Annotated in this window: 1 protein-coding gene; it reads right to left on the bottom strand. The window is 60.4% G+C overall.

The genetic code is table 11. The features are described from left to right. The coding region (locus FDX01_RS03485) for an SUMF1/EgtB/PvdO family nonheme iron enzyme (protein ID WP_249360848.1) at window positions 1–409 on the bottom strand (409 nt) is incomplete at both ends.

The raw sequence follows: 409 nt of genomic DNA, 5'->3' as shown, positions 1-409 counted from the left end.
CGCTCACCCACTCGTAACCGTTCTCTGACATGCCGTACAGCCCGCCGGGGGTCGGCGGATAGCGATCGACGGCATAACGCACGAAGGAACTTTCCACCCCGGTGGCCTCTTCCGTTGCCTGGCGGTCCTCGCTGGTACCGTAGTTTTCACCGCGCCCGGTTTTTTCATCCTCACGCCAGTCGCCGTCATCCGTTGCCACCAGAATATACTGACCCCGGTCACGCGCCGCGTACTCCCACTGCGCTTCCGTCGGCAGGGAAAACGCCAGCCCCGTCTCCTTTTTCAGCCAGCGGCAGTAGCTGTCGGCTTCGGTCCATGACACCACGGCCGGACTGTTTTTTAGATGGGTCATGTCCGCCAGCGTTTTATTCCGCCATTCTTTATCAAACTGCTGGGCAGGTAATCCCGC

The organism is Citrobacter sp. wls613, assembly GCF_005281195.1.
Classification (GTDB): Bacteria; Pseudomonadota; Gammaproteobacteria; order Enterobacterales; family Enterobacteriaceae; genus Citrobacter; species Citrobacter gillenii.
This window is presented reverse-complemented; position numbering and strand designations above follow the sequence as displayed.